The organism is Pediococcus ethanolidurans, from assembly GCF_964062635.1.
GTDB lineage: Bacteria > Bacillota > Bacilli > Lactobacillales > Lactobacillaceae > Pediococcus > Pediococcus ethanolidurans.
In genome coordinates, this window is record NZ_OZ061250.1 from 1414899 (window position 1) to 1436160 (window position 21262).

Genomic DNA, 21262 nt, shown 5'->3' on the forward strand with positions numbered 1-21262 from the left:
GGTCGATTAACAACATTTAGTGAAACGTGTTGCTTAATTGACCGTCTGTTCGTTTGATTTTATGCCCTGATTTTGAGCAGATTTCATCTTTTGAGAGAATAATGGGTGTGCTATAATAGGCTGTTAGATTGGATATTTTAGAGAGGTGGATACATTTGAAAAGCTTATTTTTAATGTTTGTGCGTGCCTATCAAAAATTTATATCACCACTTTTTCCACCAAGTTGCCGATATTACCCAACCTGTTCTAATTACATGGTTGGAGCCCTAAAAAAACATGGTGCATTTAAGGGAACTCTAATGGGAATAGCACGGATCTTACGCTGTAATCCATTCGTTAAGGGTGGCTATGATCCTGTTCCGAACTACTTTACGTTGAAACGTAACCCACATCCTGATGAAAAAATATTAAATTAACTCGTATGGAGGAAAATATGTCTAAAAAGCAACAGAGTGTCAAAGTTCAAATAGAAGAAAAAGAAGTTAATGGAGAAACCATCCAGCAGCTATTCATTGCTAAAAATTTAATTGGCGAAATTACTCCGCAAGATAAGGAATTTGCGACTCATTTAATTGGCGGCGGAGATTTTACGGCGAAGTCATTAGACGATGCCGTTGAATGGCTTTTGCAAGAATACAATCTTCACCAGTAGGCATAAGCAGATTAAGGAAGGGTCTTTGTATTGAATAACGATTCACGAGTTAGAAGACGGGAAGGCGATTCTCGCATTGATTATGGAATAATTTTTTCGGTTTTAATGTTAGCTTTGATTGGCCTGGCTTCAATATATGTGGCTGCGTCGCATGATACGGGTAGTGTAAAGGTCATTCGACAGGTTGCTTCACAGTTAGTTTGGTATGTACTAGGGATCGCCGCGGTAGTTGTCATTATGCAGTTTGATTCTGAACAACTTTGGAGGCTAGCTCCATATGCATATTGGTTTGGTATTTTTCTGTTGGTGGCCGTTTTGCTGTTTTATAGTCGAACTTATGCGGCCAGCGGTGCTAAAAGTTGGTTTGCTTTTAAGGGATTTACTTTTCAGCCGTCTGAAGTGATGAAACCGGCTTATATTTTAATGATGGCCAAGGTTATTACAGATTTCAATGCTCAGCATAAACGACACACGATGCGATCTGATTGGCAGTTAATTGGTAAAATGATTCTTTGGACCATTCCCATTCCAGTACTATTACTTTTGCAAAATGATTTTGGGACCATGCTTGTTTTTATTGCTATTTTTGCAGGATTGATCATTGTTTCTGGAATAACGTGGAGAATTCTGGTACCAGCATTTGTAACGGTTACTATTTTGGCCAGCAGCACACTAATGTTGGTAGTCAGTGACTGGGGACGAACGATATTATCACATGTTGGTTTCGAGAGTTATCAATTTAGCCGAATTGATACTTGGTTGCATCCTTCAGCAGATACAACTAATCAAGGCTATCAGCTATGGCAGAGCATTAAAGCCATTGGATCTGGTCAAATATTTGGAAAAGGTTTCAATGTTTCTAATGTTTATGTACCAGTTCGTGAATCAGATATGATTTTTTCTGTAATCGGTGAAAACTTTGGCTTCATTGGAAGTGCTGTTTTAATTTTACTGTATATGCTTTTAATCTATCAAATGTTACGGGTAACTTTTGATACTAAAAATGCTTTCTATGCTTATATTGCCACTGGAACCATTATGATGATCCTATTTCATGTTTTAGAAAATATCGGCATGAACATTGGGTTGTTACCTTTAACTGGTATTCCGCTCCCCTTTGTAAGTCAAGGTGGGTCGGCACTTATTGGTAATATGATCGGAATTGGATTGATTATGTCGATGCGTTTCCATCATGATTCGTATAATACATTACAAAAAACAGATTTTTAAATAAAGCTAATATTTGTGGTTGACAGACATGAAATGAATGGGTATACTGCATTTAATAGCTAAACATTAAAACAAGATGAGTAAATTGATTATTACTTTAAGAGAGTTCCCATTGGTGAGACGGAACAGTAAGGTTAGTTGAAGATGGTCTTGATTAGAAAAGGTATTTACGAGCAATCTGTAAGTGAATACTGGGTGCGCCCATTATAGCGTTAGAGTTGTTTGACTCGTTAAGGCCGACTTTGTGAAAAGTTGGTAAATTTGGGTGGTAACACGGAAGAGAAGTCTTTTGTCCTGGTTGATTTTTATATCAGCAGGACGAAGGACTTTTTTGTTTGGTTAAAAGAAAGAGGAGGTTGATTATTTGATAGAATTTAAAGATGTTTCTAAGACCTTCACAACAGAAAAGGGAACTGTTAAAGCAATTGAAGATGTGAATATGCAAATTGAGGATGGCGAAATCTTTGGAATAGTTGGATATTCCGGTGCTGGTAAGACAACCTTAATTCGAATGTTAAATGGTCTTGAAACACCAACGACTGGTGAGGTTGAAGTCAATGGTACAAAAATCTCTAAGTTGGATCGGGGAGCTTTAAGAAAAAAACGCCATAAAATTGGCATGATCTTTCAACATTTTAATCTATTATGGTCACGAACCGTTCGTAAGAACATTGAATTTCCCCTTGAAATTGCTAAAATTTCAAAAGATGATCGAAAGAAAAAAGCAGATGAATTGATCAAGTTAGTTGGATTAGAGGGTAAGGAAGATGCTTATCCGTCTGAACTGTCCGGTGGACAAAAACAGCGGGTAGGCGTTGCTAGAGCTTTAGCAAATGATCCTGAAATTTTACTTTCAGATGAAGCAACCAGTGCTTTAGATCCACAGACAACCGATGAGGTTTTGGATTTGTTAATGGATATTAACAAACGTTTAGGGATTACGATTATTTTGATTACGCATGAAATGCATGTTATTCGAAAAATTTGTGATCATGTGGCTGTTTTAGACGGTGGTAAGATTATCGAATCTGGTCAAGTTCTAGATGTTTTTAATCATCCACAACAGCCAATTACCAAACGATTTGTTTATTCCGAGGCAGCACCATCACCGGAAGATACAAATGTAGCAGTTGAACAACTGTTAAAAGAATATCCTAATGGCCGTATTATTCAGTTAACTTTTCATGGCAATCAAGCAAATCTGCCTATTGTATCTGAAATCATTCATAAGTTTCCGAAACTACGAATTAGCATTATTGAAGGAAATATTCATCAAACGCAGGAGGGTGCAATTGGGTCACTGTTCTTGCAGTTAATTGGTGATGAACAAGATATCAAGGGCGCCTTAGATTATCTAAAGACGATGCGTGTTGAAACGGAGGTGATCGAACATGGGCGGTAATACTGGCTATTTTGAGTTTAGTACGGTTGATTGGAATCAAATGTGGAGTGCTACTTGGGAGACCATTTGGATGACGGTTGTTTCAATCGTCGCTGTCGCAGTTTTAGGTTATTTTATTGGTTTACTGCTATTTGAAACAAGTGGTAGTCATAATTTGATTGTTAGAATTATCAATTGGATTGTTGCCTTGTTTGTGAATGTGTTCCGATCCATTCCGTTTATTATTTTGATTGTTCTATTATTGCCCTTTACCAAACAGGTGGTCGGGACAATCATTGGTCCCGTTGCCGCATTACCATCGTTGATCGTTTCAGCCGCACCGTTTTATGGACGAATGGTGGAATTGGCATTTCATGAAATTGATCGTGGCGTGTTAGAAGCCTCAGATGCTATGGGAGCAAGTCAATGGCAGATCATTACTAAGGTTTTGTTACCAGAGAGTTTACCGGCCTTGATTTCAGGCATTACTGTGACAACCATTTCTTTGATTGGTTACACGGCAATGGCCGGTGCAATTGGTGCTGGTGGTCTAGGAAATTTGGCTTACCAAGAAGGATTTGAGAGTAGTAATAACACGGTAACTTTGGTTGCCACGGTAATTATTGTGTTAATTGTTTTTGCTTTCCAATTTATCGGGGACTTCGCAACCCGAAAAGTTGATAAACGTGTACTTTAATTTTAGGAGGAGTTTGAATATGAAGAAGAGTAAAATTTTTAGTTTATTAGCAGTTGCTGCAACTGCATTGTTGTTGGTTTCTTGTGGTAAAAAGACAAGTACGAGTTCTAAAACAACCACCATTACGGTTGGGGCATCCGCGGTACCTCATGCCCAGATTTTAAAACATGTGCAACCTGAATTAAAAAAGGAAGGCGTCAATTTAAAAATTAAAGTTTTCCAAGATTATGTTTTACCAAACAAGGCCTTGGCTAACGGCGATATTGATGCTAACTATTTCCAACACATTCCATTCCTCAAGCAATGGAATAAGGCAAATAAGGGTAACTTAATTGATGCTGGTGCCGTTCATTTGGAACCAATTTCAGTATTTTCAAAAAAATATAAGAACTTAAAAAATCTTCCCAAGAATGCAACCGTGTTAGTTAGCAGCAATACCCCTGATTATGGGCGAGTTTTAACGATTTTTAAGGATGCTGGGTTAATCACTATTAAGAAGGGTGTGGATATTACAAGCGCTAACTTTAGTGATATCGCTTCTAATCCTAAACATTTACAATTCAAGCACAGCTACGAACCAAAGTTGATGCCTCAATTATATAAGAATAATCAGGGCGATGCTGTTGTGATTAATGCGAACTACGCGGTCCAAAGTGGCTTAAATCCAATCACACAATCAGTTGCAATTGAAAAATCTTCATCACCATATAAGAATATCATTGCAATTCGTCCTAATGAAAAGAATAATAAGGCGATCAAGAAATTGGTTAAGGCACTACAATCCAAGAGTACACAATCATGGATCAAGACTCATTACAAGGGTGCCGTTTTACCTGTAAAGTCTGTTAAATAAGTTCTCATATAAAAAGTTATCAAAACTGACACAATAAGTTTTGGTAACTTTTTTATATTGACCATCTTTTGAAAAATGGTACGATAAAGTTAATAATGAGAAAAGGGTGTTAAGATGCGAAAATTTGGAATTATTGGTTTAGGTAATGTTGGACGTACAGTTGCATATACTTTGGTTACAAAGGGAATTGCAGATTCCCTAGTACTTATTGATAAAGATCAAAAGAAGGCACGTGCGGAGCAATTAGACCTGCAGGATGCACAAGCAAGATTAAACACAACAACGCAAGTGACAATTCAGGATTATGATAACCTGAAAGATGTTGATATTTTGTATATCTCGGCTGGAGACATTTCAATTTCAACTAACGGTGGTGACCGCTTTGATGAATTCAAATTTACAGCTGCTGTTGTGAAAGAAATTGCACCTAAGATTGTTGCTTCAGGATTCAAAGGCTTTATTATCGATATTATGAATCCTTGTGATGCTGTGACAAGTTACTTACAAAAATTAACTGGATTTTCAAAACAACGCGTTTTTGGTACCGGAACTTTCTTAGATACAGCACGGATGCAGCGAGTTGTTGGTGAGAAATTAAATGTTAATCCGCGCAGTGTTGAAGGTTATGTGTTAGGAGAACACGGTAATACGCAATTTGTAGCTTGGTCAAGTGTTCGGGTCCAAGGTGAGGCGATTCAAGACTTACCTGAAGCTAAGAACTTTGATTTTGATAAGTTAGCTGATGAAGCTAAACAAGGAGCTTGGGAAGTTGCTTCAGGAAAAGGCTTCACTTCTGATGCCATTGCTACTTGTGGTGTGAGTTTGGGACAGGCAGTCTTGTCAGATGCCCGGTTAGTTTGCCCAGTATCAGGTTATAGTAAGAAGTATGATACGTATGTTGGTTTACCAGCAGTCGTTGGTAAAAATGGAATCGAATCAGTTGTCGATTTACCATTAACAGACGAAGAAACAAAGAAATTTGCTAGCTCTGCTCAGATGATTCATGATAATGTGGCTAAACTAGACTAAAAAAATTCAAAAAAGCTTTTAAATCAAATTGAGACTGGGGAAAACTCTCAGTTTCTTTGATTTAAAGGCTTTTTTTTCTTGACAGAAAATTAGTTCTTCAGTATAGTTAATCACATGAGTAACTAACTAATTCACTAATGTGGGGGAATAAAACTGTGAAAACGCAAACGGTTATTGATGTTCAGAGTGTGACCAAAGTGTATGGAAAGAAAAACGAAAAACAGTACACAGCGCTAAAGGATGTTAATTTTAATGTTAAAAAAGGTGAATTCGTTGGCATAATGGGCGCTTCGGGTTCTGGTAAGACAACTTTGCTAAATATTTTAGCAACCATGGATCAACCGACGAAGGGCAATGTTTTAATTGCAAATCAAGATATCACACAATTGAAAGGCAATCAGATTTCAGATTTTCGTGCTAAACAAATTGGTTTCATTTTTCAGGATTTTAATCTTTTGGAAAGTTTGTCAAATGCGGAAAACATCGGGTTACCTTTAACTTTACAAGGCGTAAAGAAACGTCAAATAAATGAGTTAGTTCACCAAGTGGCTAGTCAATTAGGCATTAGTCAGTTATTAGATAAGTATCCAGTTGAAATATCTGGAGGACAAAAGCAACGTGTTGCTGCAGCACGGGGATTAATTTCACGACCACAAATACTGTTCACTGATGAACCAACGGGAGCACTGGATTCCAAGAATGCTCGCGAACTCTTAGAGACTTTAAAACAAATTAATGATGAAGAACAAGTTTCTATTTTAATGGTTACACACGATCCGTTTTCGGCTAATTATTGTGAACGAATTCTTTTTATAAAAGATGGTCAAATTGGTGAACAATTAGAAGCTGGAAAACAAAGTCGCACGGAGTTTTATCAAACAATTTTGAATAAACTTGGAACCTTTAACGATCAGAAGGAAACGATCGATGTTATTTAAGCTAGCATTCGTGAGCATTAAAGACCGCTGGCGTGATTACATGGTGTTATTCTCTGGATTGATAATTTCAGGTGCAATATTTTACATGTTTGAGGCAATCGCTACAAATCAAGCCTTAATCAAGGGAAATATTTCAATTGGATTAACATTCGTTGTTTTTCAATTTGGCTCAGTGCTACTTGGAATAATTACACTAGTTTATATTGTCTATGCCAATTCTTTTTTGATGAATATGCGTGAACACGATTACGGATTGTTTATCATGTTGGGTGGCAAAAAGTCGCGCCTAGGTGTTCTAATTTTTTTAGAAACTTTATTAATTGGTGTTATTTCGACCGCGTTGGGAGTTCTCGTGGGTGTGAAACTTACTAAAGGATTGGCACAATTGTTAATGAGCCGATTGGATGTTCAGATGACTCATTTTACTGCGTTAAACAATCTAGCTTTAATAGTGACGTTTGTCTTTTTTATCATTCTCTTTTTTATGGCTTCGATTATTAACCAATATAAGTTATTGCATCGACCAGTTTTGAAATTGCTTCGCGGGAACACAACTGCTGATAAGCCTATCAAGACAACTAGTTGGCGCTATGCGGAAGGCTTTTTTGGACTTATATTATTAGCGATCGGATACTGGGCAATGGCAACAATTGAAACCTTGACGTTGCTTTCCATCCCAATTGCGCTCGTAACGATTGTTTTGGGTACCTACTGTTTGTACAATGCCCCTTTTCAAATTCTTATTTTGACCTTGAAACGTGGACAACTGGTATCTAAAGAACTAAATGGGTTTACATTGGGACAATTAAATTTTCGTATACGTGATTATACGAAGATGTTGGCGATAGTTAGTATTTTGTTTGCCTTGGCATTAGGCGCGATTACGGTTGGAATGGGTTATCATCGTTTGATTCCAAGTATTGCGAGAGGTAGTTCTGCTTACGACTTGGTGGTTTATAAGCCAACACCTAAAACACAAAAGCTAGTTCAAAAACTGAATTTAAAGGAACAAACAACGTATACTAGAAAAATAAAGGGTAAAACAGTTTACTTTGATCAAAATGAGTTTCAAAAAATAGCTTTTCAAATAAGTAAGGTTAAACAAGAAAAGGTTATCGTTCAAAACGTTACGGTTAAAAAATTGCAAAATAATGAACATGCACAAGAACAATTGCTAGGTTTACAATCAAACTATGATTTACAACAGGTTAAATTGGTGACACATAGTAAATTCCAAAAGATCAAGGCCGGGGAATCTAAATTAACGTTATTAAAAACTAGTGGTCTTACTAAAAACACTTCTGTTTTGAAGCAGATTGCTACGATTCAGGAAAATCAGTTTTCTCAAAAAATGGCAATTCAAAATTTAGGTGGTGCCTACCCAGTCTATCAGGTAGCCAACGTTATGTTCGGCGGTTTAGAATTTGTCGGTTTCTTCTTAGGATTGGCATTTCTCACCATGCTTGCGAGTTGTTTAATGTTTAAAGTTTTATCTGGTGCACAGACTGATAAAAGACGCTATCGAATGCTCAATCGGTTAGGAACCCGACAAAAATTGATTCGTCGTTCTATTCGAAGAGAATTAGGTGTGTTATTCCTGTTACCTGGCGTCTTAGGTGTGATTCATGTTATGTTTGGATTGAAAATGTTTGTTCCTTTAATGGGAAATCCCTATATTCATTTGCAAACACCATTTGGAATTTTCTTACTCCTGTATTTGGGTTATTATTTAATTACCGTGATTATTTATGAAAAATTAGTAGTGCCAACTGTAGATATGCAATTTTGAGGTGGTGATGATATGCAATTTGATTTTAGTGGGCAAGAACCCATTTATCTACAAGTAGCTAATCAGATTGAAGAAGGAATTTTTACTGGCGCGTTTAAAGAAGAAACACAAGTTCCCTCAACGACAGAAATGTCGCGAGAATTTCATATAAATCCAGCCACAGTTTTAAAGGGAATGAATATTCTTGTGACTGAAAAGTTAGTTGAAAAACGACGTGGACTTGGTATGTTTGTTAAAAAGGGTGCTTATCAATTAATTCTAGAAAAACGACAGAGTGCTTTTTTTGAAGACTATGTCAAAAAAATTGTGTCAGAAGCAAAAAATTTAAAATTATCAGAAGTTGAATTAATTAAGCTTATCCAAAGGGGGTTCAAAACAAATGGAGATTAAGATTTCTGAAGTAACCAAGAAGTTTGGGAAAAAACAAATTCTGAATGGTGTTAGTTTGACGATCGAACCAAATCGTATTTACGGATTACTTGGACGAAATGGTGCCGGTAAGAGTACCTTACTCAATATTATTACGGATCGAATTTTTGCCAACGACGGCACTGTGACAATTGATGGTGTTTCTACTCATGAACATGATGAACTGCTGGGTAAAATATATTTGATGAGTGAAGTTAATCTTTATCAAAAACGTGTTCGTCTTCAGGAATTGTTCAAAGCTTCAAAAATCATGTATGGTGGATTTGATGAAACTTATGCAAAACATTTATGTGAGGCATTTGAGTTAAATCCTAAATTGAGATTTGGACAATTATCAACTGGTTATCGAACAATCTTTAAATTGATCATTGCACTTTGTTTACCGGTTGACTACGTTTTTTTAGATGAACCCATTCTTGGATTAGATGCTAATCACCGGGAGCTATTTTATAAAGAACTTTTAGATACGTATAGTAGTCATCCCCGCACCTTTGTGATTTCCACTCACATGATTGAAGAAATTGCCAACATGATTGAACATGTCTTTGTTCTAGAAAACGGTAAAATTTTGGTGGATGATGATGTGGATCATATGCTGTCACAGGCATACGTGATTACAGGACCAGGCGAAATTGTTGATCAATACACAGAAGGACTGAACATTATTGGTACCGAATCACTGGGAAATTTGAAGGGCAATTATGTGTTTGGAAGTTTAAATGATGATCGTGAAATTCCGGATACGGTTCAAATTTCACGAATGGATTTGCAAAAACTCTTTATTCATTTAACAAGTGGGGGAGGCACAGTCAAGTGAAAACTAAATCTGTCTTTAAAAATAAACTAAAACATAGTTTGAAAGGAGTAGGTTATACCTATCTTTTGACGCTTGTGGTGATGTTTGTTTTACCAGTTGTTTTTACATTTTTGTTTACAGGCAGTCTTAAAGGTGTTTCATTACATAATTTATTGCAAAATAACTTATTGCCTTTTATTTCAGTTTTGTTCTTATTTATTTCTTCATATCGTATTTACGGTCCGTTTAAATTCTATATTCAAAATGGTATTTCACGCCGAACAGTATGGAAGGCTACAATTGGAGTAGTTAGCCTATGTAGTTTATTAATGAGTTTGATTAATTATGGGTATTATTATATGGTAGTCGTCCCTAATGCAGGAAATGTGGATAACACATTTTACAATCAACTTTTTGGTCAGTTCTTAGGATTTCATAGCTTTTGGAATGTTCCGGCACAAATTTTTTACGAGTGGTTATTACTATGGTCATTTGCGGTTATCGGGACTTTCTTTGGTAGTTTATCGGCCTTATTTAAAAGAAGAACACGGTTAATCATTTGGCTCACAGTTTTAATTGGTATTGTGGTTGTCATTAGATTTTTAATGCAATTTCATACGGCTATGAATTTAGACTGGACAGAGGACGTTATTAAGTTTTTAGTGGGTTACACAAAAACAGATGGTGAAGGTTTATGGAATCCATTTCATCCGATTGGTGTGATGATGGTTGCAATATTTGTGGGAACAGGTATTAATTATTGGTTACAGCAACATTTGATTTTAAAGAATCAATAGTTAAAAATTGTGAAAATTAAGGTGTATTAGATTTTTCGTTTAGCTAAAATGACTGAAGAACACGTTTCTTTAGTTCTTCAAATACGCTAGCAAACGTAAAATCTAATACACCTTAATTTTTTAAAGGTTGAAATTAAAAACACGGACTGAAAATGTATTTTTTCAGTCTGTGTTTTATTGAATAGCAACAAGATGCTTATAAAATGCTGCATAGACGCCTTGAGAATATGGCACGTACCAAATGAAACCAATTCCAAAGCTACATAAGGATAAAATATACCAACCAAACAGGCTTAACTGTAACAAGAATAATTCAAGTTTGTGACCATCCATTAACTGACGGCTCATAGTAATGCAATCAATGTATTCAATCCGATCACCATTTCCGGCAGCCAATTGATCCTTATAAATTAAATAGGATTGTGAATAGGCATAGTATTTAACGACTCCAGGAATGATGAAGAGTAAAGTCCACAGAAATAAGAAAATAAATTGAATGACAAAGATCGCAAGTGTTGGAATGAAATAACGGCGAGTAAAAACTTGAAAAGCACTTTTAATAGGTGCAAACTCGCGGTTAGGTTCACGTAACCAATCAAGAAAAGTGTAACTAATGCCAACACCAATAAAGGTGACAATTGCGCTACGAAGGAAATTCCAAACGTTAGACGCCCCTGAATTGGAAGTCGTCTGTTGGGTGTAAGTATTAACTTCATGATTGAGCAAATGAGGATTCTTGATCACAAGGTAAAGGCCAAGTAAAATAGCTAAAGAAATGACGAAGCCGATAATTGCCCGAAGTACAATTGGGACAATTGCTGTCATTGAAGCTTGTCCCCAGTGCCCTTTAAAAACTTGTTTAACTTCACGTTTTAAATCTCGTCGGATTTGATGTTTTGACATGAAAAACTCCTCCTCTTTTATTCATTTTACCATGAACCGGTAAATAGACAATAATACGCAAAAAAATGAATACGAGTCAACGGTTTATTGGCACGTTTGATTTGGAGACGTGTTAAAATTGAACTATTAATTAAGGAGAATAGTCTTATGAAAGAAGTCGAAGAGGTACGTAGCAAACTTCAAGAATTACGTGTTAAATTACAAAGTGGTCAAATCTATCAATCGTTACTACCAGAGATAGACAAAATCATTACTTCAATTACGGTGACAAAACCAACCGAAATTAATTTACCAGATGATAAAGATGGGATTCGTGAATTAATTCAGTCACTTCGCGATCAGTTGAATGATCATAAATTAGAAGAAATTTCTGATGATGATTTGTTGCACTTATTTCAACATATTGGTTCGACTGATTTATTGATTCGTGATAAGGGAGTTTATTTCTTGTTTAGCGATATTCTGCAACAACAGATTACGTCGAAAAAACAACTGAAATTAGTTTTTGATCACTTAATTCAAGATCAGAGTTTGTTTGAACATATTACGGAACCACAAAATGATGGTATATTTAAACGTTCATTCAGTCTAATGTTTTTATCAACGTTGCTGTATATTGATCGTGCTGGTTCGCATTTTATTGATGACGAGAGCAAGAACACTTTGGTCGATCAGTTAGTCACGTATATTGCGATGGAAACTGATACGCGTGGTTATGCAGGTAAAAAGGGTTGGGCACACGCTTATACGCATATTGGTAATGTGTTAGATGAGTTAGCAGTTGATGACAGTTTGGTCAGAGCCGACAAGATTCTTATGCTGGCAGTTTTATTGGCCCGTTACAAACGACTAACAACGCCATTAATTTTTGGAGAACCGGAACGCTTAGGAAGCTATATTGCGGATTTAACAAATCAAAATAAATTATATAGTGACTTTTTACTTTTGGCGCTGAAAAATTGGCGGCATGAATTAGTTTCGATTCAAACCAAGGAAGACGAGCAGATGTGGACTCGCTTATATAATCGACAACGACTATTGCAAGCTTTGGTTTTAAATCCAGAAATGCCAAAAGAAATAAATGATTATTTGAATGAGGAAAATGATTTTAGATTTTAAAGGAGTAAATTTCGATGAGTGAACAAATAAATGCAATTGGTTTTTATAAAGGATTGGCAATTGAGGATCCTAATAGTTTAAGAAATTTGAAAATTGATCGTCCCAAAGCAAGCGGAAATGACCTTTTAGTAGAAGTTAAGGCAGTTTCTGTTAATCCGGTGGACACTAAGATGCGTCAGAGTCATCCAGAAACTAAGAATCCGACTGTTTTAGGTTTTGATGCTTATGGTGTTGTTGCTGAAGTGGGTGATCAAGTTACTAATTTTAAGACTGGTGATCATGTTTTTTATGCAGGTACAAATAATCGTGCTGGTAGTGATCAAGAATTTCAATTGGTAGACGCACGAATTGTTGCTCATGCACCCAATAAAATTAGTCTTGAGGAAGCGGCAGCCATGCCCTTGACTAGTTTAACTGCTTGGGAAACACTTTTTGACCGGATGGCACTAATTCCTAAAGAAAATGCCAATTCAGGTAAGGAAGTTCTAATTATTAACGGAGCCGGAGGAGTAGGATCAATTGCGATACAGTTAGCCAAATGGGCTGGATTAAAAGTGATTACGACGGCTTCAAGACCAGAAACAATTGAGTGGGTTAAAAAAATGGGGGCTGATGTTGTTTTAGATTATCATCAGTCACTTTCTGATCAGTTGAAAGCAGTTGGGATTGAAACGGTAAAGTACGCAGCAATTTTTCAATCAACTGATGCTTATTTACCAATTTTAGCTAAAATTGTGGCCCCAGAAGGATTTATTACTTCCATTGTGGAAAATGCCCACCCACTACCAATGGGATTGCTAAAAGCAAAAAGCATTACTTTTGCTTGGGAATTTATGTTTACCAAGAGTATCTTTCACACGGATGACATGGCGACTCAAGGTCAAATCTTAGCAAAGATTGCTGAATTGTTGGATAACAAGCAATTACGTTCAACATTAACATTAACTTTAACAGGAATTAATGCAGACAGTTTACGTCGAGCACATGAACAAGTAGAAAGTAACAAAATGATCGGCAAAGTTGTCGTGACTGGCAATTTTAATGCCAAATAATTTATTTATTAAATTTTTTTCTCTATAGATTCATGGTATACTTTAGGTTCAATACAAAATCTAAGTGATGGGATGAGATTTTAATGAGTACGGAAAAAAAGATTCATGTTGGCCTGCTGTTTGGTGGTAATTCATCAGAGCACGATGTTTCGAAACGATCTGCGCATAATATTTATGATGCGATGGATAAAGATCGTTATGAAATCAGTTTGTTCATGTTTACCAAAGATGGCTATTTGTTGAGTGATGCTTCATCAAGAAGAATTTTTGATGGCGAACCAGAAGACAAAGTTGTGGCAGACGCACTGAAATCAGTTGATGAAGGCAATCCTTTAGCACCAATTCTCAACTTAAGTGAACAACGAGACATTGATGTTTATTTCCCAATTATTCATGGTAATTTAGGGGAAGATGGTACCGTTCAGGGATTACTTCGTTTACTAAAAAAACCATATGTTGGTAGTGGCATTCTTGCCTCAGCGGTTTCTTTTGATAAGGATACGACCAAACAACTGTTGACCCATAATGGAATCCGAAACACCAAGTATGTAGTGGTAACACCAGAAAACCGCAATGAATATACCTATGATGTTTGTCGCGATTTACTGGGAGAATTAATGTTCTTAAAGCCGGCTAACCAAGGCTCTTCAGTTGGAATTCATAAGGCAACTAATGCTGAAGAATTTGAGGCAGGTTTAAATGATGCCTTTAGATATGATTTTAAAGTGTTGGTAGAACAATCGATTGAACAACCCGAAGAAGTAGAAGTGTCTATTTTAGGTAATCGTAATCCAAAAGCATCTAAAGTTGGCCGTATCATTGTGCCAAAGTCCGACACATTTTATGACTATAACAACAAGTTTGTAGACGCTAGTGGAGTTCAATTTGAATTACCAGCTAGTATCTCAACCACTTTAGCAAGTGAAGTACAGCAAATGGCGTTAGATGCGTTTCGAGTACTTGGTTGTTGCGGTCTAGCAAGGATTGACTTTTTGGTAGATCATGACGAGGTGCCTTATTTAAGCGAAATTAATACATTACCAGGATTTACTAATATCAGTTTGTATCCACAGTTGTGGGAAATTTCTGGAATCAGTTATGAAAAGTTAATTGACAACTTGATTGATTTGGCATTTGAAGAGTTTGATCGACGTTCTAAGATTCATTACGATTTCACACCACTTGATGCTGAATAGTGTGATCGATTTTACATCGTTTTTAAAATAGAGTTCAATGAATAAGCTCCAAAAGAGATTGGAATTTTTCCGATCTCTTTTTTGTTAGATAGTTGTGATTAACCAGTCGAAAAAATTATAATTTGTTCTTCATTTTGGTAAGCTTTAGTTAATCTGAAAGGAATGGTGTAAGATTGAAGGGGAGATTATTTTAACGATATTGGAGGATAAAATGTTATGAAACGTTTCTTCTTTCGAGAATTTTATCAGTTAAGGCGTTTAATTGATTACATGATTCTTTCAGATGAAGATTTATATTATACTAGTTTAACGCTCTTAATAGGTGTAGTGACTAGTATTCTAATTGAACACGCGCTTTTCTTATCTGAAAGTCCATTTTTAATTCCGTTAAAAATTATATTTGCGATTGTTATCATTTGGGGAATGTTTGTTGGGTTAATGGCGGCATCATTAATGGCCAGTGGATTCCAGCAACAGCGAACCGTAAACTTTGATCACTTGAAAAATTTACTTCAACAATTATTTGAAAAAAATTGGATTGTAAGCATTGGCTATTTTCTTTTCTATGCATTTATTACGATTCCGCTTGGCGGATTTGGATTCTCGACAGTTATTTTGGCTCATATTCCCACAAATGTGCCAATTCAAAATTTTGTTTTTGCTAATCGGTGGACTGTAGTACCAATTTTTACTGTGATTTATTTGATTTTGTGTTACATTGCGCTGCGACTCCTTTTGGCAATTCCGGCCATGGTGAGTTATCGCTGTTCACTACTAGATGGAATTAAAATGAGCTGGAGATTAACCAAACACAAAGCAGGTAAGATGCTTTTTAAAATTTTGCTTATTGCTGTGCGGGTAACAATTCCCTTTGCAATTGTCGGAAGTCTGATATTATTAGTGCTTTTCAAATTGAATGCACTATTACAATCAAACTTGGGTTCAACTATTTTAATGATTTTAGCAATCTCGTTTATTGAATTCTTGTTTATTGGTTGGTTTTTAGTGTTTATGACGGGATTCTTAGTTCGGTTAAGTTACTGGACTTCGGCGGTTAAACTGCCCATGGCAAAATTACCTGTTTTTGAAAAACGCACTGTTCACTATCATGCCTGGGATCTAAAACAAATTAAGCGAATTGGCTTAACCTTACTAGGGCTTTTATTATTAGTTACACCAACATATGCTTATTTTTCAGTTCAAATGAATTCTAAACATTCCACTTCTGTTTTAACTATTGCACATCGTGGTGTGAGTGACAGAAATGGTGTGCAGAATACAATTATGTCATTGCAAAAAACTGCCAAATTAAATCCTGACTATGTTGAAATGGATATAAGAGAAACTAAAGATCATCAGTTTGTGGTGATGCATGATAGCAATTTAATGCATTTAGCTGGCAAAAATGTAGCCGTTTGTGATCTCACTTTAAAGCAATTAACTCAAATTACCATCCGAGAAAATGGCTATCAAACTAAAATCAGCAGTTTTTCTAATTATTTAAAAACAGCGCACCAGATTAAACAACCTTTAATTGTTGAGATCAAAACTAGCAAAAATGATACGGCTGATTTGATTAATCTTTTTAATAAAAAATATGGTCAAAGTTTGGAAAAGCATCATGATATGGTTCATTCGTTAAATGCGACGTTTATGACTAAGCTGAAAAAATTACGTCCGGGATTAACAAACGGCATTATTACCCCGTTTAATATTGCGCGTATTCCTAAAAACGCGACTAATTTTTACTCCCTCGAATTTCATACATTAAATCGCCAGTTTATTCAACAAGCCCAAGCGCAGCATAAAAAAGTATATGCCTGGCCAGTGGATGGAACGGCACCAATGAAACGCATGCTAGCTTTACGAGTTGATGGTATGATTACGAATCATTTGCAAAGACTGCAGACGGTGATTCAACAGCAAAATAAGACTAACCTTAGTCAATATGAAATTATTAATAATTTGATTGAACTTTGGTAAAACTGCGAATTTTATTCTTGTCAAAGGAGATGAGAATATGAATCGTTGTTCATGGGGAATCAAAAACGAATTATTAAAACAGTATCATGATAACGAATGGGGAGTTCCAGTGTGGGACTCGCAAAAATTATTTGAAAGTTTTGCACTGGAAATTTTCCAAGCAGGTTTAAATTGGGTGACGGTATTAAATCGAAGAGAAGCATTTAGAGCGGTTTTCTCACAATTTGATCCGAACGTGTTAAGTCGCTATACGAATTATGATGTGGAACGAATTGTGCAAAACACAGAAATTATTCGTAATGAACGAAAAATTAGGGCGGTTATTCATAATGCAAAAGTAGTTGCCAAATTGCCGATGAGTTTTTCAGACTATATGTGGCAATTTGTGGATTTTGAACCAATTAGAAGTCCACAGGTAATTTTTGATGATTTTAAATCAAGAGAATGTTTAACAAAACGAATTACTAGACAAATGAAAAAGGACGGTTTTGTATTCATTGGATCTAAACTTATCAATGCTTTTTTGCAGGCAGCGGGTTTTGTAAATGACCATGCAATAACTTGTTTTCGGTACCATGAGTTAGCCATTTAAGAGTCACAAATGTGTTAATATTTGTATTTTAAGGATAATATAAGATAAAAGGGTATGAGGTAAGTGACCTTATTTTTTCCATTGTTAAGTTCACAAATAAAAAAGCAAGAGATTGAGAAAAAATATTCTCAATTTCTTGTTTTTTTGAAATAAATGAATAGAATTTATTTAATCTTAACTGGTTGATTTGCAAGGTCAGTACGAACGACTAGAACATCACAAATTGCAGTTCTAGTGACATATTCGGTTACTGAACCAATTAGGAGACGTTCAACGGCATTCAATCCAGTTGCACCAATCATAATGAGATCAGTATGCAATTGCTTTGGCATGTCATTTGCGATCACAACTTTTGGTGCGCCGTATTCAATTGAATAATCAACGTTATCTAATCCCTTGTTCTTAGCCTCAGCCACATATTTATCAAGCGTTACCTTTGCGGTTTCTGTAACTTGCTCGACCATTGCAGTGTCAAAGCTTGAGATGTTTTGAAATGCACGGGTGTCAACAACGTGTACCAAATGTAATTCGGAACCTTCATTTCTTCTGGCAACCGCGACGGCTTTTTGAAAAGCTAGTTCTGCTTCTTTAGATCCATCGACAGGAACCAAAATATGTTTATATTGCTGTGTCATATAAATCACCTCTCCAACTTTATAACTCTATTTTACGTTAAATTGAGTAAAATAAAAAGAAAAATGGCGTTTTCTTTTTTGTAGGAAAAGTTTTTAGGAACGATTGAAAGGTTTAAGGTAAGAAATGGGCGAGACCAAGTAAAATTGCAGTGGTTGACAAACAGCCTAATAATAAAATCAGACCAATAAGAATCAGAACATGTGTCCAAGCCACTACAAACGCAATGATTGCCATTAAAATCAAAGCAAGTCCACCGATCCGTAGGAGTTCCTGAAGAGGAAGGTTATCGATAGGATTAAATAGTAAAAATGGTCGTTGTTGGTGGCGATATAAAAAAGTTCCAATAATGCCAAGTATAATAGCGAAAAGAATCATAAGTGCTGAAACTAGCATACGCTTTCCTCCTCATAGTTTAAATTTAAGGTGCGTTAATTTATCAAAAAAAGGGATTAGCACATAATGTCCTAATCCCAACAAAGCATAATGCTTTGGAAACACTTTGTGGTGCCGTTAATCGTTTCTCAGTGAAAGCCCGCAAGTATATTAGCGGTGGGACCAATTGATTTGGCTTTAAGTTTCCTAATTGAAGGCCTACATGCCACCAAACACCCTTAGTCCCTAAACAAATTATTTGAACGGCAGTACATAAATGAAACAACGCGTACACCAAAGAAATTTCACTCTTATCTTAGCATGGAACCGCTAAGAATTCAATTTCAAAACGTTTGATTATTTTCGTTGTGCGTGAAGAAGGCGTTGATATTGTTCTGCTAATGCAGCCTCAAACTTACCGTTTTCTTTTGGTTCATAATAGATTGCATTTTTAATCTTGTCTGGAAGATACTGTTGTTTAACCCAATCATTAGGATAATCATGTGCATATTTGTAATGAGTACCATGACCAAGTTTCTCAGCGCCCTTGTAGTGAGCATCTTTTAAATCAGCCGGAATATCACCATAGTTGCCAGACTTTACTTCGTTTAATGCAGCGTCCATGGCTGTGATTCCTGAGTTTGACTTTGGTGATAAACAAAGCTCAATTACAGCATCCGCTAACGGAATACGTGCCTCAGGAAAACCAAGTTTTTCGGCAGCTTGAATAGCAGAAACTGTTCTTGCACAAACAGGTGGATTAGCAAGACCAACGTCTTCATAGGCAATGACCATTAAACGGCGTGCAATACTAGGCAAATCACCAGCTTCGACTAATCGGGCCATGTAATGAAGTGCCGCATTAACATCGCTACCACGAATTGATTTTTGAAAAGCAGAAATCACATCATAATGGGCATCACCATTCTTATCTTGGGTGAGGGCTTTTTTCTGCAAACATTCTTCAATAGTATCTAAAGAAATATGAATTTCCTTATTTTTATCTGACTCTGTAGACATAACAGCAAGTTCAAGACCATTTAAAGCACTGCGAAGATCACCATTTGTGGAATGAGTCAAAAAATTCATGGCCGATTTCGATAGTTTGACGTTTAATAATCCTAATCCGTTTTTTGTGTCTGTTAGCGCTCGCTTGATTGCTTTTTGAATATCTTCTGGAGTCAATGGATGAACTTCAAAAATTTGTGTTCGACTACGGATAGCAGGGTTGATTGAAATATAAGGATTTTCAGTGGTAGCACCAATCAAAATAATCCGGCCATTTTCCAAATGGGGGAGTAAGAAATCCTGTTTGGTTTTATCCAAACGATGAATTTCGTCAAGTAATAAGATGACGGTGCCACTCATTTTTGCTTCTTCAGCTACAATTTGAAGGTCTTTCTTTGAATCAGTAGCTGCGTTTAGTTTGCGAAATGCATACTTCGTGGAACCTGCAATGGCACTGGCGATACTTGTTTTTCCGGTACCCGGCGGACCGTATAAAATCATCGAGGAAAGTAGTTTTGCCTTGACCATTCGGGCGATTATTTTTCCTGGACCAACTAAATGTTGTTGACCAACGACTTCTTCAATTTTTTGGGGACGCATTCGATATGCTAATGGTTGTTGCATGATAAAACTCCTAATTTCGAAAACTATTTTTAAGTCTATCTAACAGAGATGTTGAATGAGTTATTTCGGGACTCGATACTTCTGTTTCAAAATGAGCAACATCAATATCAGTCACATTAAGTGATTCTTTGGCAGCCAAGACAAGAGCCAAATCTTGATCCCTTGTAGTATAAATGCTGTCTGTTTTTATTGTGAATTTTAAAGAAATCTGACTTGCCGCTTTCATATAAGGTCCAATTAAAGACTGATCAATATTGCCATTAATGAGCAATTGGTAGTCAGAATGTTTCTTCATCTCGTTAACGAATGCTTTTTCAAAGCGTTGCGTTTTTATTTGTGCTACGGTCATTGACAAGGCAACTCGTTCACGAAAGGTCCCTAAATATTTTCGTTGCTCATCTGGATTGAGTTTTGGAGTGCCGTGCATGGCGTTTTGTAATCGAGAGTCAACGTTATTAGATTTATTATCCATTGCGCTCACAATCCTTTCTAGATAGTATAATCAGTATAGCATTTTAACTAAAAGCTATCTCGTTTAGCGCCTAGAAAGAGGGATTTTATGGAATTTAGAGACCAGTTATTTTCTGCTTTTGAAAAAACAGATGTCCAAGAAAGATTAAAACTAATTCGGTTACGCACGGATCCTTTTTTTGAAGAAGTGATTCAAGAAATTCTGCCTATTTTAAATAAAGATGATTTACGCTATCATTCGTTCATTGCCAAACATGCGCGTCGTCATTTGAATCCGCCACCAAATACCTGGGTAGCGTTTGGAAAAAATAATCGTGGTTACAAAATGGTACCGCACTATGAAATTGGTGTTTGGGATGATCGGTTATTTTTATGGCTAGCATTTGAAACGAATATAAAAGAACGTGAAGCGGCCATTGAATCTTTGCAAGTAAAACAAGGTGCTTTCCTGAATTCACATTTTCTTTTAAATTTATCGACTAATCATATGGTTAAACCGTTTGTTGATATAAATAAAGAGAATTATTCGCAAAGTGTTAAAAACTACCAAAGAAAAAAGCAAGCCGAGGTTTTAATTGGCCGTGTATTTTTAAAAAATAATCGTTACTTAGATAATAAAGAACAGACTTTAAGAATCGTCAAACAAACCATTTTAACTTTATCTCAAATTTGGGACAAATAAAAAACGCTTGGAATAGTTTCCAAACGTTTTTTT

General features: G+C 36.1%; 23 protein-coding genes and 1 other RNA gene. 18 read left to right on the forward strand and 6 right to left on the reverse strand.

What is annotated here, in order from left to right:
• Positions 1-155 precede the first annotated feature (155 nt).
• The 12 genes from yidD (at position 156) to AB3219_RS07055 (ending at position 10591) form a co-directional block, all read left to right on the forward strand.
• The gene (gene yidD / locus AB3219_RS07000; protein WP_074693943.1) at positions 156-416 is read left to right on the forward strand and encodes a membrane protein insertion efficiency factor YidD; all 261 of its coding nucleotides are present in this window, start codon (positions 156-158) and stop codon (positions 414-416) included.
• 17 nt (positions 417-433) lie between these two features.
• A complete protein-coding gene (locus tag AB3219_RS07005; protein ID WP_057807289.1) occupies positions 434-652 on the forward strand; it encodes a DUF2969 domain-containing protein in 219 nt (72 codons plus the stop codon).
• A 30-nt stretch (positions 653-682) separates the two neighbouring features.
• Complete coding sequence (locus tag AB3219_RS07010) at positions 683-1882, forward strand: FtsW/RodA/SpoVE family cell cycle protein (RefSeq protein ID WP_253953493.1); 1200 nt, start codon at positions 683-685, stop codon at positions 1880-1882.
• A 364-nt stretch (positions 1883-2246) separates the two neighbouring features.
• Complete coding sequence (locus AB3219_RS07015) at positions 2247-3284, forward strand: methionine ABC transporter ATP-binding protein (protein WP_216754390.1); 1038 nt, start codon at positions 2247-2249, stop codon at positions 3282-3284.
• On the forward strand, positions 3274-3960 hold the full coding sequence (locus AB3219_RS07020; protein ID WP_057807294.1) for a methionine ABC transporter permease: 687 nt from the start codon (positions 3274-3276) through the stop codon (positions 3958-3960). Before AB3219_RS07015 ends, AB3219_RS07020 begins: the two co-directional genes overlap by 11 nt.
• A 19-nt stretch (positions 3961-3979) precedes the next feature.
• Positions 3980-4813 (forward strand): MetQ/NlpA family ABC transporter substrate-binding protein, encoded by an 834-nt coding sequence (locus tag AB3219_RS07025; RefSeq protein ID WP_216762445.1) that lies wholly within the window; start codon positions 3980-3982, stop codon positions 4811-4813.
• Between the two features lie 114 nt (positions 4814-4927).
• Entirely contained in the window at positions 4928-5842 is a 915-nt protein-coding gene (locus tag AB3219_RS07030; RefSeq protein WP_216754388.1) for an L-lactate dehydrogenase, read from the forward strand.
• 155 nt (positions 5843-5997) lie between these two features.
• Entirely contained in the window at positions 5998-6780 is a 783-nt protein-coding gene (locus AB3219_RS07035) for an ABC transporter ATP-binding protein (protein ID WP_263749744.1), read from the forward strand.
• A gap of 10 nt (positions 6781-6790) precedes the next feature.
• Positions 6791-8569 (forward strand): FtsX-like permease family protein, encoded by a 1779-nt coding sequence (locus AB3219_RS07040; protein WP_367369386.1) that lies wholly within the window; start codon positions 6791-6793, stop codon positions 8567-8569.
• Between the two features lie 12 nt (positions 8570-8581).
• Positions 8582-8959: a GntR family transcriptional regulator gene (locus AB3219_RS07045; protein ID WP_057807304.1), complete on the forward strand. Its 378-nt coding sequence runs from the start codon at positions 8582-8584 to the stop codon at positions 8957-8959.
• A complete protein-coding gene (locus tag AB3219_RS07050; protein ID WP_216754385.1) occupies positions 8949-9815 on the forward strand; it encodes an ABC transporter ATP-binding protein in 867 nt (288 codons plus the stop codon). The genes AB3219_RS07045 and AB3219_RS07050 overlap by 11 nt, the downstream gene beginning before the upstream one ends.
• Positions 9812-10591, forward strand: a complete 780-nt coding sequence (locus tag AB3219_RS07055; RefSeq protein ID WP_057807308.1) for a hypothetical protein — start codon at positions 9812-9814, stop codon at positions 10589-10591. Before AB3219_RS07050 ends, AB3219_RS07055 begins: the two co-directional genes overlap by 4 nt.
• Before the next feature lie 174 nt (positions 10592-10765).
• Here the strand turns inward: AB3219_RS07055 and AB3219_RS07060 are convergent, their stop codons facing one another.
• The gene (locus AB3219_RS07060; RefSeq protein ID WP_057807309.1) at positions 10766-11494 is read right to left on the reverse strand and encodes a DUF975 family protein; all 729 of its coding nucleotides are present in this window, start codon (positions 11492-11494) and stop codon (positions 10766-10768) included.
• 147 nt (positions 11495-11641) lie between these two features.
• Between AB3219_RS07060 and AB3219_RS07065 the strand changes: the two genes are divergently transcribed.
• From AB3219_RS07065 to AB3219_RS07085, 5 genes are all read left to right on the forward strand, one after another.
• Positions 11642-12613 (forward strand): DUF2785 domain-containing protein, encoded by a 972-nt coding sequence (locus AB3219_RS07065; protein ID WP_216754384.1) that lies wholly within the window; start codon positions 11642-11644, stop codon positions 12611-12613.
• 14 nt (positions 12614-12627) lie between these two features.
• Positions 12628-13665, forward strand: coding sequence for a zinc-binding alcohol dehydrogenase family protein (locus tag AB3219_RS07070; protein WP_216754383.1), 1038 nt, complete (start codon positions 12628-12630; stop codon positions 13663-13665).
• An 83-nt stretch (positions 13666-13748) separates the two neighbouring features.
• Positions 13749-14861 carry a D-alanine--D-alanine ligase family protein gene (locus AB3219_RS07075; protein ID WP_057807789.1) on the forward strand — a complete coding sequence of 371 codons (1113 nt, stop codon included), beginning with the start codon at positions 13749-13751 and terminating at the stop codon, positions 14859-14861.
• A 216-nt stretch (positions 14862-15077) separates the two neighbouring features.
• Positions 15078-16844 (forward strand): glycerophosphodiester phosphodiesterase, encoded by a 1767-nt coding sequence (locus tag AB3219_RS07080; protein WP_216762443.1) that lies wholly within the window; start codon positions 15078-15080, stop codon positions 16842-16844.
• A gap of 37 nt (positions 16845-16881) precedes the next feature.
• Entirely contained in the window at positions 16882-17436 is a 555-nt protein-coding gene (locus tag AB3219_RS07085) for a DNA-3-methyladenine glycosylase I (protein ID WP_057807793.1), read from the forward strand.
• A gap of 164 nt (positions 17437-17600) precedes the next feature.
• Here the strand turns inward: AB3219_RS07085 and AB3219_RS07090 are convergent, their stop codons facing one another.
• The 5 genes from AB3219_RS07090 to AB3219_RS07110 all read right to left on the reverse strand — a co-directional run bounded on the left by AB3219_RS07090 (position 17601) and on the right by AB3219_RS07110 (position 20548).
• A complete protein-coding gene (locus AB3219_RS07090) occupies positions 17601-18071 on the reverse strand; it encodes a universal stress protein (RefSeq protein ID WP_057807796.1) in 471 nt (156 codons plus the stop codon).
• Between the two features lie 112 nt (positions 18072-18183).
• A complete protein-coding gene (locus AB3219_RS07095) occupies positions 18184-18465 on the reverse strand; it encodes a hypothetical protein (protein WP_057807798.1) in 282 nt (93 codons plus the stop codon).
• A gap of 97 nt (positions 18466-18562) precedes the next feature.
• Positions 18563-18750, reverse strand: a non-coding RNA gene (gene ssrS, locus AB3219_RS07100) — 6S RNA.
• Between the two features lie 51 nt (positions 18751-18801).
• Positions 18802-20076 (reverse strand): replication-associated recombination protein A, encoded by a 1275-nt coding sequence (locus AB3219_RS07105; RefSeq protein WP_057807800.1) that lies wholly within the window; start codon positions 20074-20076, stop codon positions 18802-18804.
• Between the two features lie 10 nt (positions 20077-20086).
• The gene (locus tag AB3219_RS07110) at positions 20087-20548 is read right to left on the reverse strand and encodes a YueI family protein (protein WP_216762441.1); all 462 of its coding nucleotides are present in this window, start codon (positions 20546-20548) and stop codon (positions 20087-20089) included.
• 87 nt (positions 20549-20635) lie between these two features.
• Here AB3219_RS07110 and AB3219_RS07115 point away from each other — a divergent pair, with 87 nt between their 5' ends.
• A complete protein-coding gene (locus AB3219_RS07115; protein ID WP_263773306.1) occupies positions 20636-21229 on the forward strand; it encodes a DUF1054 domain-containing protein in 594 nt (197 codons plus the stop codon).
• Positions 21230-21262: the final 33 nt, after the last annotated feature.